Origin of the sequence: Nonomuraea sp. NPDC049141 (assembly GCF_040648415.1) — a bacterium.
In the GTDB taxonomy this organism is placed as follows: Bacteria; Actinomycetota; Actinomycetes; order Streptosporangiales; family Streptosporangiaceae; genus Nonomuraea.
In genome coordinates, this window is the sequence record NZ_JBEZDR010000004.1 from 613355 (window position 1) to 626879 (window position 13525).

The window sequence follows — 13525 nt, forward strand, 5'->3', positions numbered from 1 at the left end:
CTCCAGCCTGATGTAATGGTCTTATGCATTTCAATGCTTACGGAGGCAACGGCGCCGCCCTGGCGGCCGCTCTGGTCAACGGCACCGACTTCCGGCCGGAGGCGATCGAGCCGATGCTCACGGAGCACGGCATGCTCCGCCCGCAGGTCACGGCCGGTCAGGCGCGCGAGCTGGCGGAGTGGCGGCACCGGCTGGCTCCCCTCTTCGGCGAGCGGGACCAGGACACCCAGATCAAGCTGATCAACGACCTGCTCGACATCACCGCCTCCAAGCCGTACGTGAGCGCGCACGACGGCCGCGAGCCGCACCTGCACTTCTTCTCCGTCGACGCCGACATCGTCAGCAGGACGAAGGACACCACCGCGGGCGGGCTGGCCATGGCCATCTCGTTCTCCGACGGGCGCCGACTCGGCCGGTGCGACAGGGCCGGGTGCGACACGGTCTACGTCGACACCTCGCGCAACGGGCGCCGCCGGTTCTGCTCGCTGGCCTGCTCCAACAGGGTGAACGTGGCGGCCCATCGGGCCAGGGGCCTTGCCGGGTAGGTTCGGGGAGGGTACTCTCCTCTGCGACGTATCGCCGAGCCCTGGGGGCAGTTGACGTGAGGATCTGAGGTCGCGGGCACCGCACCTGGCCGATTCCTTCGGCGTACGATCCTTTGGCGTATTCAGCGGTGTTTTCCCGCCAAGTCACGAAATTTCGATCTTTGTGACGGGAGCCACCTCATGTCTTTTTCCATTGTCGTCGACGGCGTGTCCTTCGCCTGGGCCGACGGCACCCCTGTGCTCGACGGCCTCGACGCCGCCTTCCCGGCCGGGCGTACCGGCCTGATCGGGGCCAACGGCTCCGGCAAGTCCACCCTGCTCAGGATCATCGCCGGCGAGCTGGTCCCGCGTACCGGGTCGGTCTCCGTCGTGGGGGAGGTGGGCCACCTGCCGCAGAACCTCTCCCTGAAGGCCACCCGTACCGTGTCCGACCTGCTCGGCATCAGCGCGGCCCGGTCGGCGCTGCACGCCATCGAGGCCGGTGACGTCGCCGAGGAGCACTTCGCGGCCGTCGGCGACGACTGGGACGTGGAGGAACGCGCCCGGGCCGAACTGGACCGGCTCGGCCTCGACCACGTCGGGCTCGACCGTACCGTCGCCACGCTGTCGGGCGGCGAGACCGTCATGGTCGCGCTGGCCGCCCAGTTCCTCAAGCGGCCCGACGTCCTGCTGCTCGACGAGCCCACCAACAACCTCGACCTCGACGCGCGGCGGCGGCTCTACGCCGCGGTCGCCGCCTGGCCCGGCGTGATGCTGATCGTCAGCCACGACAGGGCGCTGCTCGAACTCGTCGACCAGATCGCCGACCTGCGCGAGGGCGCGGTCCGCCGCTACGGCGGCAACCTGAGCGACTACGAGGAGATGCTCGCCGCCGAGCAGGAGGCCGCCGAACGCGGCGTCCGGGTCGCCGAGGCCGACGTCAAGCGGCAGCGACGCGACCTCGTCGAGGCCCGCACCAAGCTCGACCGCCGCCAGCGGTACGGCAAGAAGATGTACGCGAACAAGCGCGAACCGAAGATCATCATGCAGGCGCGCAAACGTCAGGCCCAGGTGTCGGCCGGCAAGCACCGCAACATGCACATCGAGAAACTGGAGGAGGCCCGTGACCGGCTGACCGAGGCCGAGCAGGCCGTCCGCGACGACGCGGAGATCCGCATCGAACTGCCGGGCACCGCGGTGCCCGCCGGCCGCGTGGTCCTGGAACTCCCGCTGCGTGACACCTTCCGGACCAGCACCGATCCGGCAGGCGCTGGTCCGGAAGGTGCCGGCGGCGGGCCGGGCCGGGCGCTGGAGGAGTTGGTCGTCCGTGGCCCCGAGCGGATCGCGCTGCTCGGCCCGAACGGGTCCGGCAAGACCACCCTGCTGCGCCGGATCGCCGAGCATGGTGCGAACGTCCCGGTCCGCTACCTGGCACAGCGGCTCGACCTGCTCGACGACTCACTCAGCGTGCTCGACAACGTCCGCGCCTTGGCGCCGGCCGCCCCGGTGCCCGAGGTGCGCGGTCGTCTGGCGCGGTTCCTGTTCAGGGGTGACCGGGTTTCGCGGCCGGCGGGCACGCTGTCGGGTGGGGAGCGGTTCCGCGCGACCCTGGCGGCGCTGCTGTCGGCGGAGCCCCCGCCGCAGTTGCTCCTGCTCGACGAGCCGACCAACAACCTCGACCTGCCCAGCGTCCGCCAGCTCGCGCAGGCACTCGCCGCCTACCGGGGCGCGCTGATCGTGGCCAGCCATGATCTGCCATTCCTGGAAATGCTTGGTTTGACCAGGTGGCTGCGCCAGGACCGCGACGAGGGACTGACTGAATCGTGATTGACGGGCGGGGATCAATCCGGCGATAGTGTGGCAGGTGGCTGCCCCTCGCTTGATCTCTTCCGCGCTCGCGCTCGCGACCCTCACGCTGGCCGCGTGCTCCGCCACGCCGCAGCGGCCGAGTGGCGGCGAGGCCAGCGTGAGCGGTGTCGGCGGCGGCACCGGCTCGATCACCGCGAACTCCGGCCCCGCCACCCCCCAGAGCACCGGCCCCACCGCGCTGACCGCCGAGGCGTACAAGAGCGAGTTGGGCACCAAGCACAAGGCCATGCTCGACGCGATCAACGCCATGGCCGGCGCACGCACCTTCAAGACGCTCGACCAGCGTGTGCAGCGCGCCCAAGAGCAGCTGCTGGGGGCCGCCAACGAGCTGGCCGCCATGACGCCGCCCCAGGAGGTGCGCGCCCAGCACGACGCGTACGTGAGCAGCCTGCGCGAGTTCGCCACCCAGCTCGGCACCACCGCGGGCAAGGTCGGCAGCCGCAACCTGTGCACCTCGTCGGCCGTGCTGACCGACCTGGGCAGCCGGCTCAACGCCCTCGACAAGGCGGGCGAGGCGCTCCAGGGCGCCGGCGGCTATCCGGCCGACGTCGTCACGGTCAAGGCCAAGGGCAAGCAGACGAGGCGGCTCGGCAACGGCCACTACCTGCGCAAGGGCAGCATGACGGGTCGTAGCTCGCTGCAGATCGACAACGGCGGCACCCGCGACGCCGTCGTCTCCGTCATGAAGGGCAAGTCCAGGGCGTTCAGCGTGTACGTGCGCAAGAAGTCGAAGTTCAAGGTCAGGGGCGTGCGCGACGGCACGTACAAGATCTTCTTCACGCACGGCGTGGACTGGGACGGCAAGAGCAAGTCGTTCACCCGTGAGTGCAGTTTCGAGCGGTTCCAGAAGTCGGTGAAGTTCAAGACCACGTTCACCTCGACGCAGATCCTCTGGCACGACTGGCGGGTCACGCTGCACGCCATCTCCGGCGGCAACGCCCGCACCTCCGACGTGGATCCGGAGCAGTTCCCCAGCTGAACAGGCCGGGGCCGCGCACCTGGAGTGCGCGGCCCGCCGTTTAAGGCGCTCGAACCGGATCAGGTCGAGAACAGCATGCCCACCCAGCTGCGCTGGCCGCGGTGGTGGCCGTAGTGGCCTCCGTGAGGAGCGCCGTGGGGTGCGCCCCACGCCGGGCCGGGCGCGGGCGGGGGAGCGGCGTGGTACTGCGACTCCATCCGGGTCAGCGTCTCGAGCTCGCCGTAGTCGAGGAAGATCCCACGGCAGTTGTCGCACTGCTCGATGTGGACGCCATTACGCTCATATGTCCGCATATTGCCGCGGCACTTCGGGCACTGCATGTCGCGCTCTCCTCGGCTTTGGAGTTTAGGGAAGAACCTACCGCGCGTGACCCCGTCACGCTCGGACGATTCTGTTGCACGACTCGACCAACGAATGCTCCACCTCGTCCAGTTCCCGACCCTCCCGCTCGGCGTTGAGCACCGCCACGGCGGCCAGTTGGACGGTCAGCGCCCGCGCCGGAAGGTCCAGCCACTGCCACGGGTCGTCGCCCCGGCCGAGCGCGGGCCCGCCGGAGGCGAGATAGGCGCCGAGGAACCGGTCCCAGATGACCGGGTCGAGCAGCCCCGCGGCGTACCAGGCGGCCGGTCTGGCCAGGTCCCAGGCGGGGTCGCCGACGCCGAGGTCATCGACGTCGATGAGTAACCAGCGGTCGCGGCAGACGAGCTGACCCAGGTGCCAGTCGCCGTGGGTGAGCAGCCCCGGCCCCGGCTCGGGCTCGGGAAGCTCACTGAACGCTCGCCGTATGAGCTGCTCGACGGGACCGTCGCCGGGCATCCGCCGCACCGCCCGGGCGGCCCGCGCCGGCCCTCCCGCCGCGGGCAGCGCCGGTAAGAACGTCAGGGGTACGGCGTGCAGCCGGGCGAGCAGCCTGGCGCCCTCTTCCCAGGGCGCGGCGTCGGGGTCGTCCTGGGATACCGGACGGCCCGCGGGCCACACTGTGACGGCGCGGCCCGCCACCGTCAGCACCTCGGGGTCCAGCGGCGCCAGCATCAGGCCGCTCAACGCCGCCGACGCGGCCGCGCGCAGCCTCGGCCGAAGCGACTCCACCTGGTCGCGCACCGAGTGCGCCTTCACCACCACCTCGCCCCGGCGCAGAACCACCACGTCCGTACGCGTCGGGTGACGCACGAGGTCGCCCCTGCCGCCATAAGCGCCGGCGATCCCCGCCAGCTCTTCCTCCAGAGCCACTGGTACAGACTATCCGGCTGGTGTGGGGTTTGATCACGTCGTGTGTACCCGCCGCACCAGTCAGAATCGCCCACCTGGCCTGCGGTAACGGCAGCCCGTCCACGTTTGGCGTATGCCAACGTGTGCCAGTCGGTGCCTGTGCGTGCCGCTGGTTGCGGAATGCCTGCGGAATGATCTTGACGCCCGCGTCTATGGGTGCGGGGCGGTGATGGCGGCCGGCGCGGGCCGATCACGACAGCTCCAGCGCGACACACCAGATCGGCCCGCGCCCGTGGGGGAGAGCACACACACCTGGCGGCGCGTCACCGGCATGTCGGACCTGCCCGACATGCTCGTGCCGCCGTCGAAGGCGGTCATCCTGGCCAGCGTGCCGCGCCGGATGTGCCGCACCCCGGATCAGCGCACCTTCCTGCGCACCCTCAAAGAGGACGCCGACGTCCTGGACTTGCGCTGTGACGGCTACGCCAACCTCATGCTTGTCGCCAGGGACATCGTCTGGCACATGAACTGGGAGACCAAGACCTCCCGCCCCACCATCGACGGCATCGTTAAACGGACCGGCCTGTCCAAGCCGACTGTGAAGCGGTGGGTGCGCTGGCTGCGGGAGCGAGGTTGGCTCGGCGTGGTCCAGCAGGGCCGCGCGTCCGAAACGCTGGGCAATCGCGCGGCGGTGTGGGTGCTGTGCGTGCCGCGCCGATCCGTGAGGAACCGCCGCGTGTACGACCACCACAAGCGTGATCAAGAAAGCCAAGGTCAAGCCTCTGACCAGCGCGAACAGACAAGTGAACCCCTAACGGTTTCTTCCCGTAGGGAAGAAACCGACTATCCCACGCACGCGCGCGAGAGAAGATCACCAAGCAGACCAGGCAGGCCACGTATTTCGCCGACATGGGGCCTGCACGCGACGCCACGGACCAAACGTGATCGACTTTCGATGTGCGAGCGGCTCCGGCAGGAGTCACCCGTCCTGCGGCTGATGACCCCGTGGTATCTGCGCTGGCTGCTCAAACCCATCATCGACGCCGGGGGGACGGCGGCGGACGTGCTGCACGGGCTCGACGTGCGCGAGGACGACAGCCGGTGGACCTACGCGTGGCAGAGCGCGCGGGAGATCCGGCACCCGGCGGGTTGGGTGCGGCACCGGCTGTCGGCGTGGATCGGGGCGGACGGCCAGGTGCTGCCGCTGCCGTCGCAGCGTCGCGCGGCGGCCGACGCTCGGCGTCGTGCTGAGCAGGAGGCCCGGCGCCGGGAGTGGGAGAGGATGCGGTCGGCGGTCGGCTGGCTGGACTCGCCGCGCCCGGCCACGCACGCCGAGGACGCCGCGGTGGCGGGTTTCGAGACCGTGGTGGCGCCCGCCGGGCGTGCGGTGGGGCCGAACGAGGAGTTTCGGCGGGTGCGGGCGGAGATGGAGCGCCGTCGCGTACGGGACGCGGCCGAACTGGAGATGCTCGTCGTCCGGCGGTCGGGGAGGGCGTCGTGATGGCGGATGCCCGCGAGTGGTCGGAGCTGGCGCGTGAGCGGCTGGCAGCCTCGTGCCGGGGGCGGCTCGCGCGATGCGGGAGCGTGAGCAGGAGGCCGCCAGGCGTCGTCGTACGTCGCGGCCTAGCGATCCGTGGCGGTGGATGCGGGCTGACCTGGAGGCCGATGAGTCCCTGGCACGAGCCGAGTGGGTGACGGAACCCGAGGCGGTGGTCGAACCGAGGCAGGCGGAGATCGAGGCGGCCAAGGAGGCGCTGCGGCGGGCCACGTCGCTGGCCCGAGCACGAGACCGGGCGCGGCAGGAGAAGGCCGACCGCGCTGACCGGCAACGAGACGGTGAAGGAGCGCACAATGAGCGAGAGCATGACAGCAACCAACCTGCCCGACCTGGCCAGCAACCTGATGATGGCGGCAGTCGGGCTGCGTGAGCTGGTACTACAAGCCGAGGTGGTCACCTCCCCGCTGGAGCTGGGCCCGGTCTGCTACAAGGTGGAGGAGTCCGCGCAGCTCCTGGAGACGTTCGCCGACCAGATCAGCAAGGCCGACCGGGTGATCCGGGAGGGCCAGCCGGTGGCGCGTACCCTTCACGACGGGATGCCGTGGGGTGACGCGGCCGAGCCTGGCGCGGTGCTCACCTTGCACCAGCTGCTGGCCCTGGCGGGGTCGCGGCACCGCAGCGAGGACAGCATCCCCTATCTGGACGGAGTTAGGAGCGCGGCCCAGGCCGAGCCGTACGTGTCCTCTCGTGTCTGGAGGTCGAGCTCCACACGCGAGCAGCGCGAACGTCTGGTCGCCGCGTACCGGCAGGCGTGCTCGACGTGCCGAGCGGTACCCGGCCGCCCATGCGTGACCAAGTCCGGCCGGGTGATGACGGAGGTTCACCAACCCCGGCTGCGAGCGGCCGAGTAAGCACGCTTCCCGCTCACGCCAGGGGCCGAGCATGAGACCCCTGAATCGATCAACGAGACAGAAGGAGAACGCCACGATGAACATGCTGGAGAACATGCAGACGGCGTCACCGGCGGCGACGGGTGACGCGATGGTGGACGCCTGGCTGGCGGCCGGGGCGGAAGGCACCTCGGCGTGCCTGGTGACGCCCACCCCGCTGAACGACTTCCGGCTCTGGCTGATCGCGACGCTGGCCGGCGTGCCCGTGGAGGCGTTCCGGGCCGGGACGCTGACGGACGGGCAGTGGCGGCAGGTGACGGACGTCATGGCGGAGAGCGCCGGGCTGCCGCTGTCGCTGGCCGAGACGCACACGATGTCGTCGGGCGCGCTGGAGGAGCTCGGCGTGCGGGTGGTGTTCGTGCAGGAGGGCGCGATGCTGTCGGCGGCCGAGCTGACGGCGCTGGCGTCGGCGGGCGTGCGGGTGGTGGCCTAGTGAGCAGGAACCCCAGCACGGTTCGCGCGGCCGAGGAGGAGGCCGCTGCCGTGTCGTGCGAAGGGTGTGGCAGCGAGCGGAACCAGATAGTAGGCAGGCACGCGGTCGCCGACCTGGAGGCCATCAGCGAGACCTACGCGTGCCTGGAGCCGGACTGTGGCGTCACCTGGAACGTCTGGAGATGACCCACTTATGTCGCGCGACAAGATCAGATCTACCTAGTAAAGGCGCGGGGCTCGCCCGGCTTCCCAGCGGGATGGTTGCGCGCGTCGGCGCGGTCGTGCCAGCACGTCAAGAATGGTCTTCATGGTGGCCGCTCGCAGGCGAACGGCCGTCGTCTGGTGTTGTCGGTTCCGCCAATGATGATCTTGGCTCAGGATCGCATACAGACAAGATCGTTAAGGAGTCAAACGGCACTGAACTGCGCCGATCCCTTACATATATATACGTGCGTAAAGAGGTAGACTTGAAGTGGCAGCACGCAAGATCAAAAAGGCAGTGACCAGGTAAAACGCCCCATCAAGGAGACCCCGTGAACCTGTCCACCCCCGAGTACCACATCGCAGGCGACTGCACCGCCCCCGCCGAAATCGGCGAACAGGCCGAAGCCGAAGGAGCCACCCCCGCCCAGCAGATCCAGCAAGTCGCCGACGCCCTCATCATCGAGGTCCAGGATCACCACCACCCCCTCATCCCCACCGCCGCCGTCCGCGCGCACGCCCTCCGGCTCCTCACCGCCGCCACCGCCGACACCTGGTACGAGCGGGCCGCGCACACCTACCGCGCCATCGAGAGCGCTCTCCTCGACGGCACCCTGTACGAGCAGGCCGCCGCTGACGGTCCTCTGCCCGTGAGCGTCCGACTCGGCCAGCACATCAGCGCCGCCGCAGAGAAGAGGATCCGCGCCTACCCCGGCCGCCACGAGATGACCGTGGTGGACCCCGAGGGTATCCCCGTCTCCTCGATCGTCGCCGAGACGTTCCAGGACGTGCTCGACGACGCGCGTGAGCGGGGCTGGCTTCCCGGCAACACCAGCCTCAGCCGGGCCGTCGAGCAGGTGTCCGACGAGCTGCCCGCCGAGACGGCCGAGGCATTGCGTGTCGGGCAGATGCTCGACGAACTGCCAGGGGACACGGCCAAAGCGCTGCTCCAGCACTTCACCGCCATCCCCGCCGAGCAGATCGGCTTCATCTGCCCCTCGCAGATCCTCGCCGACGCGCGGGCCGCCGGCGCCCGCCCCGAGCATGTCCTGGACGCGGTCGCGGTCGGCATCGCCTCCGTGATGGCGCCGGTGGCGGGGATCGACTTCCACGAGTTACTGCCCAAGGTCGCCGCCGATGTGCGCACGTCGGCGGATGGCTGGGTCGCCGAGACGGTCGGCATCAAGTCGGGGGGAGGGGTTCGACTACGTCGGGGTGCTGGGCGAGGACAACGTCCACGCGATGCTCGACCACATCGCGAGCTTGGCCCGCCAGTACGACGTGTACGCGGGGTAGCTCGTTGGCGATACCGCCAACGAAGCCTCTCCGGAAACGTGTTGAGCCGGACCCCTCGCCACAAGGGATCCGGCTCACCTACCAGCTTTTGAACCCCCACCACCAAGAGGGAGATCGTCGCATGTCTCCCACGATAACGCACCGCGCGGGCCCAACCGCAACCCCCAATCCGATCACCGCACGACGCGACGGGAGACCAGCCATGTACTACGACGACGACCCCGGCACCGACTACGAGGCCATCGAGACTCAGCGGATGGACGCCGACCTGGAGATGGCCGAGATGGAGCGGCGCGGCAACTACCTGCACGCCCTCCGCCAGCGGGGGATCTGCACGCACAGTTCGGGTGTGGAGTACCGCGACCCGCCCGTCTACCCCGAGCAGGTCGGCCTCAAGCCGGGCCAGTCCCGCTGCACCGAAGGCACCGGCGGCTGCACCCTCGTCGTCAACTCCGACAAGGAGTGGTACGCCGCGCAGGACGCGCTGTGACCGCCGACTACACGACGACCGCCGACCGCCGACGCGCATGTTCGGTTACTGCCCCGTCAAGCAGTGCAATCACCGCACCGTCGTGAACGCGCCAGCGTTCGAGCACCACGACCGGCACGTGGTGGGCGGGGTCAGACTGTCGCCCGTCTTCCGGCGTGAAGGCGTCGGCGATGGCGGCTGGTACCAGTGGTGGACCGTCCTGGACTACCTGTACGACGACGGGAAGCTGTGGTCCGCCGACCTGCCCGACACCCGGCCGCGCTGCCCCGCTCACGACTGCCTGCTGAGGTGGCGACAGCTCAACACGCCCCGGGTCAACCCGGCGAAGGTGTGCGACGGCCGGTGCATGGGAGCGACCGGCCCGGCCTGCGACTGCCCCTGTCTAGGAGAAAACCATGGCGTTAACAACGTCATCCAGTTCGGGTGAGGGCGATGAGCCTCCGAGCCTACGGCGATGCCGCCGTTGCAGGGTGGAAAAGCCGCTCACTGAGTTCCATCGCCGTAGCAAGAAGGATCAGCGCCCCGACCCCTACTGCAAGCAGTGCCGGAGGGAGAACTTTCAGCGCTGGGTCGAGAAGAACCCCGGGGCAAAGCAGGCCAGCGCAGCGCGTAGCCGTGCTCGGCTTCGGAGAAAGGTCCTCGATCATTACGGCGGGTCATGCGTGCTGTGGCGAAGACCGGACCCCCTTTCTCGCCATCGATCACATTCATGGTGGCGGGGGCAAGCATCGACGGTCGCTCGGTCACGCAGGCAATGGAACCTCGTTCTATCAGTGGCTGGTCAAGCAGGGATTGCCTCCCGGCTATCGAGTGCTCTGCCACAACTGCAACCAGGCTCTCGGCCACTACGGACGCTGCCCTCACCAAAAGGGCGACAACCATGGCGCGAACAACCTGATCACGTTCTGACGGAGGAGCGGACATGGACCGTGACCTGCCGTACGACCTCGAAGACCACGCCGCCCTGGCGGAGGATGCCGCCGCAGTGGACCCGCTGCGTGCCGCCACCGACTGCCCCGCTCCGGAGTGCGGGGCACCGGCGGGTGGGCTGCATCAGCCCGACTGCCAAACCCTGTGGACCTCGCCTGAACCCGATCACGAGGAGATTCCCGAAATGATCACCCACACTCTGACCAACCTGGCCCGCATCCACCACGCCAGCGTCATCGGCGGCCGATACACCCAAGCCGACCACATCAGCGTCTGCGACGGCGCCCGCGCTCTGGCGGTCGCCGTCGCAGACGGCGCGGGCGACGACAGCGACGCCGCTGAGTGCGCGCAGATCGCCGCCCAGGTCGGCGCAGCGGTCGCCGCATCGACCGGCGACCCCACCATGGGGCTGGGATCGGCAGACACGTACGTGGGCGACCGCAACCACTACGCGCCCGAGCTTCAGGAGGGAATCACGACGGCGACCATCCTCACCATCGCCACCACTGGGCTGCGGCTCGTGTGGGTCGGGGACTCGCCGGGGTGGGGCGTCACCGCCGCTGGGGAGGTGGTCGGCCTGACCGTGCCGTCGTGTCACCCGTGCCAGACGCCGTGCAACGTGGCCGAGCCGCACAGGGAAGCTCACAACGGGCCATGGCCGCACATCCGGGCCGCCGACTTCGACTCGTTCACGCGGGTCATCGTCGCCAGCGACGGCGTCACCGCGCACCTGCCGCTGTGGGAGCGGGTCGGCGACCACGTGGCGGCGATGCTGCCGACGCTCGCCCAGGTGGCCGAGCCCCGCCTGGACGGCGAGCACGTGCTGGCCCGGCTGATGGAGATCGCCGCGCAGGGTCGTGGCCGCCAGGACAACACCACGATCGCGGTCGTGGACCTGATCCCGAACGGCAGCGACGCATGAACGGCCGCGCAAACGCCGAAGCCATCGCCGCCCGGATCGCCGAGGCCGGAGTCAGCGTCGTCATCCCAGATGAGCCACTGGACGGTGTGTGGCGGTTAACCCTCTGCGGGCGCAGTTCGTGGAAAGGCACGCTGGACGTGCCTGCCGACCCGGACGGTCCTGCCGGGGCGGGGATGCGGCTCCACATCACCTGGCCGGACAGCGAAAAGGCCGACCCCCGGCACGCCGCCAGGCTCCACGCGTTCGCCGATCTGGCGCGCTCGTGGGGATGGGACGTCGTCGATAGGAGTGACGACGAGGGGCGGAGCGAGTGAACCTCGCTGAGCGGATCGCCGCCTACGCTGAACTCGCCGCACGCGACACCACCCCGGAAGGGGAGCGCGACGCCGCCCGCCGCCTCCTCGAACGACTCAAGCGCCGCGCAGCGAAAGACGGGCTGAACACCAGCGAGAACGCCCCCGAGTGGCAGCCGTACTACCGGCTCGACAGGCGCGCTTACGGCTCCAAGTACACGGGCCGCTATATCCCGTCCGCCGAGCTGACGAAGCTGATCCGCGCCGACATTGCCCTGCTGCGCAAACTAGGGCGGCAGCCGGCCAGGCCGGGCGACGTGGAAATTCCGGACCCGATCGGCGCCGCGCCCGCGTCCATCAAGTTCTTCGTCCGGAAGGAAGACAGCAGCTTCACCCGGTCGATCGACATCACCATCAAAGGCGTCCCCGCTGACTGGTGGACCGACCGGCCAGACCCGTATGACCCGTCCATGAAGTGGCGGGCGCCGGGCCCGCAGCTCACGGCGCTGCGGGACGCCCTCAAGGAGATCACCTGGGCGTACAACTACGACGGATCCGACCTGCTCACCGACTACCACGACCGCAACTTCTACGACCACTACCGGGCGGACGGTCACGGCGAAGGCGACTATCCGCGCGACATCTGACTCTGGCAGTGACGCGCCACCGTCAGCACACGCCACCACCACCGAGGAAGAGGAACGATGACCTACCCGCCGTTACCAGTCGAACCCACCTGGGCCGATCTCGTCCCCGGAGACTGTATCGACCTCGTCAACGAGTTCAACGCCGACATGCGGTTCACCTGGACGATCAGCGCCGCCGTCGAGCCGATCACTTTCAAGCCCGGCCAGGTGGCCGTGCCGTTCTACTCCAGCAGCGACCCCACCCGGCCGCAGACGATGCCCGAGCAGGCAGAGCGGCTCGTCACCGGCATCGGCGGCTTCAAGGTGACTGTCCGCCCCTCGCCGGATCGGAGGTCCGCATGAGCCGCCACCAGGACTTACTGACCACGAAAGCACTCCTGGCCGGGTGGAACCTCACCTGCGGCGGCGATCGCGCCCAGCCTGCCGTCACGCTCACGCGCGAACGGTGGTCGATCCTCGTCCTCTACAGCGGCGACACCCCGATCAGCGCCGGGCTGCTGTCTCCCGGCCGCGCCGAGTACGACACCATCCCCGTGCCAGCGGTCGATCAGTGGATGAAGTGCAGCCAAGACCTGATGGCCCTGCACGCGGTCGGTGACCGCGTCACCGTGGGCGGCCGGGTCGGGACCGTCGTCGGGTTCAAGCTGGAGGAGCGGCACCCCGCCGCCGGCCCGTGGAAGTTCCGGCTCCAGGTCGTGTACGACGACGGTGTGGACGGCGACCCGTTCCCGGCCAGCGCCATCCCCTTCCGGTCCCTGCCGGGGACCGCCAGCGAGTCGCCGTCGTGCAAGGGGTGGCAGTGCGAAGACCACGGCGCCCTGATGTGCCTCACCCGCACCTACACCAAGGACGACAGCGCGCCCACGGAGCGGACGGTGCTGTGCGGCTACCACGCGGAGCACGGAGACCGGCGGCTGACCGTCGTCCGGGTCCTGCACGAGATCCCCACCCCGGCCGCCGCGATGGCGGCCGACAACGAGCGGAGGAACGCATGACCGACCTGACCAAGGTGTACGTGCACGGGGGCGACACCGTCATCGTGCGCGGCAAGGGCACCGAAGCGGGCCTCACCGAAGGGTTCGCCGGTTACCGGCTCACTGTCGAGATCCGCGACCGAGGCAACGGTGACCTGTCCCCGGCCATCCACCACCCGGCGGACCCCGGCTACCCGATCACCAGGTACTCGATGCTGGAGGTCGGCTTCTACCACGACGACTGCGGTTGGTTCTACTACCGTGAGCACGCCGAGCAGGCGAAGTCCTCTTCACGCTGGGAGCGCTGAGCG

The 13525-nt window shown here is 69.4% G+C and carries 18 protein-coding genes; 16 read left to right on the forward strand and 2 right to left on the reverse strand.

The window, feature by feature from the left end; genetic code table 11:
* Positions 1–23: 23 nt before the first annotated feature.
* The 3 genes from AB0B91_RS15095 to AB0B91_RS15105 all read left to right on the forward strand — a co-directional run bounded on the left by AB0B91_RS15095 (position 24) and on the right by AB0B91_RS15105 (position 3372).
* Positions 24–545, forward strand: coding sequence for a CGNR zinc finger domain-containing protein (locus AB0B91_RS15095; protein WP_358318854.1), 522 nt, complete (start codon positions 24–26; stop codon positions 543–545).
* 180 nt (positions 546–725) lie between these two features.
* Complete coding sequence (locus tag AB0B91_RS15100; protein WP_358318855.1) at positions 726–2351, forward strand: ABC-F family ATP-binding cassette domain-containing protein; 1626 nt, start codon at positions 726–728, stop codon at positions 2349–2351.
* Between the two features lie 37 nt (positions 2352–2388).
* Positions 2389–3372 carry a hypothetical protein gene (locus tag AB0B91_RS15105; RefSeq protein WP_358318856.1) on the forward strand — a complete coding sequence of 328 codons (984 nt, stop codon included), beginning with the start codon at positions 2389–2391 and terminating at the stop codon, positions 3370–3372.
* A gap of 59 nt (positions 3373–3431) precedes the next feature.
* On the opposite strand, the gene AB0B91_RS15110 is transcribed toward AB0B91_RS15105, so the two are convergent.
* Together AB0B91_RS15110 and AB0B91_RS15115 are read right to left on the reverse strand one after the other, a co-directional pair.
* Entirely contained in the window at positions 3432–3692 is a 261-nt protein-coding gene (locus AB0B91_RS15110) for a zf-TFIIB domain-containing protein (protein WP_214641807.1), read from the reverse strand.
* A 55-nt stretch (positions 3693–3747) separates the two neighbouring features.
* A complete protein-coding gene (locus tag AB0B91_RS15115; RefSeq protein ID WP_358318857.1) occupies positions 3748–4602 on the reverse strand; it encodes a phosphotransferase in 855 nt (284 codons plus the stop codon).
* A 142-nt stretch (positions 4603–4744) separates the two neighbouring features.
* Between AB0B91_RS15115 and AB0B91_RS15120 the strand changes: the two genes are divergently transcribed.
* The 13 genes from AB0B91_RS15120 (at position 4745) to AB0B91_RS15180 (ending at position 13522) form a co-directional block, all read left to right on the forward strand.
* The gene (locus AB0B91_RS15120) at positions 4745–6082 is read left to right on the forward strand and encodes a helix-turn-helix domain-containing protein (protein WP_358318858.1); all 1338 of its coding nucleotides are present in this window, start codon (positions 4745–4747) and stop codon (positions 6080–6082) included.
* A gap of 350 nt (positions 6083–6432) precedes the next feature.
* Positions 6433–6990, forward strand: a complete 558-nt coding sequence (locus AB0B91_RS15125; RefSeq protein ID WP_358318859.1) for a hypothetical protein — start codon at positions 6433–6435, stop codon at positions 6988–6990.
* Positions 6991–7066: 76 nt separating this feature from the next.
* Positions 7067–7462: a hypothetical protein gene (locus tag AB0B91_RS15130; RefSeq protein WP_358318860.1), complete on the forward strand. Its 396-nt coding sequence runs from the start codon at positions 7067–7069 to the stop codon at positions 7460–7462.
* The gene (locus AB0B91_RS15135; RefSeq protein WP_358318861.1) at positions 7462–7647 is read left to right on the forward strand and encodes a hypothetical protein; all 186 of its coding nucleotides are present in this window, start codon (positions 7462–7464) and stop codon (positions 7645–7647) included. The genes AB0B91_RS15130 and AB0B91_RS15135 overlap by 1 nt, the downstream gene beginning before the upstream one ends.
* Before the next feature lie 347 nt (positions 7648–7994).
* Positions 7995–9050, forward strand: a complete 1056-nt coding sequence (locus tag AB0B91_RS15140) for a hypothetical protein (RefSeq protein ID WP_358318862.1) — start codon at positions 7995–7997, stop codon at positions 9048–9050.
* A gap of 110 nt (positions 9051–9160) precedes the next feature.
* A complete protein-coding gene (locus AB0B91_RS15145; RefSeq protein WP_358318863.1) occupies positions 9161–9448 on the forward strand; it encodes a hypothetical protein in 288 nt (95 codons plus the stop codon).
* Between the two features lie 82 nt (positions 9449–9530).
* Positions 9531–9875 carry a hypothetical protein gene (locus AB0B91_RS15150; RefSeq protein ID WP_358318864.1) on the forward strand — a complete coding sequence of 115 codons (345 nt, stop codon included), beginning with the start codon at positions 9531–9533 and terminating at the stop codon, positions 9873–9875.
* Positions 9876–10370: 495 nt separating this feature from the next.
* Positions 10371–11300 carry a hypothetical protein gene (locus AB0B91_RS15155; protein WP_358318865.1) on the forward strand — a complete coding sequence of 310 codons (930 nt, stop codon included), beginning with the start codon at positions 10371–10373 and terminating at the stop codon, positions 11298–11300.
* Positions 11297–11614, forward strand: a complete 318-nt coding sequence (locus tag AB0B91_RS15160) for a hypothetical protein (protein WP_358318866.1) — start codon at positions 11297–11299, stop codon at positions 11612–11614. Before AB0B91_RS15155 ends, AB0B91_RS15160 begins: the two co-directional genes overlap by 4 nt.
* On the forward strand, positions 11611–12240 hold the full coding sequence (locus tag AB0B91_RS15165) for a hypothetical protein (RefSeq protein WP_358318867.1): 630 nt from the start codon (positions 11611–11613) through the stop codon (positions 12238–12240). Before AB0B91_RS15160 ends, AB0B91_RS15165 begins: the two co-directional genes overlap by 4 nt.
* Positions 12241–12297: 57 nt before the next feature.
* Positions 12298–12582: a hypothetical protein gene (locus AB0B91_RS15170; RefSeq protein ID WP_358318868.1), complete on the forward strand. Its 285-nt coding sequence runs from the start codon at positions 12298–12300 to the stop codon at positions 12580–12582.
* Positions 12579–13235 (forward strand): hypothetical protein, encoded by a 657-nt coding sequence (locus tag AB0B91_RS15175; RefSeq protein WP_358318869.1) that lies wholly within the window; start codon positions 12579–12581, stop codon positions 13233–13235. Before AB0B91_RS15170 ends, AB0B91_RS15175 begins: the two co-directional genes overlap by 4 nt.
* Positions 13232–13522, forward strand: coding sequence for a hypothetical protein (locus AB0B91_RS15180; RefSeq protein ID WP_358318870.1), 291 nt, complete (start codon positions 13232–13234; stop codon positions 13520–13522). The genes AB0B91_RS15175 and AB0B91_RS15180 overlap by 4 nt, the downstream gene beginning before the upstream one ends.
* The last annotated feature ends 3 nt before the right edge of the window (positions 13523–13525 follow it).